The 209-nt window shown below is 67.9% G+C and carries 1 protein-coding gene; it reads right to left on the bottom strand.

What is annotated here, in order from left to right; translation table 11 throughout:
• Positions 1 to 209 (bottom strand): ATP/GTP-binding protein (locus tag ADK64_RS15840; protein ID WP_199829627.1); only part of this gene is annotated, 209 nt, incomplete at both ends.

Raw genomic sequence — 209 nt, 5'->3', positions numbered from 1 at the left:
GGGAAGCAGTCGGCGAGCCGGCGGGTGTCCACGAGGACGATCGCGCCGATCGCGCCGCGCACCAGGTCGTCCCACATGAACCAGAAGCGGTCCTGGCCGGGCGTACCGAACAGGTACAGGATCAGGTCCTGGTCCAGGGTGATGCGGCCGAAGTCCATGGCCACCGTGGTGGTGGTCTTGTCCCCGGTGTGGGTGAGGTCGTCGATGCC

The organism is Streptomyces sp. MMG1121 (assembly GCF_001280015.1).
In the GTDB taxonomy this organism is placed as follows: Bacteria; Actinomycetota; Actinomycetes; order Streptomycetales; family Streptomycetaceae; genus Streptomyces.
Note: the sequence above shows the minus strand (reverse complement) of the source record. Positions and strands in the feature narration are given on the sequence as shown.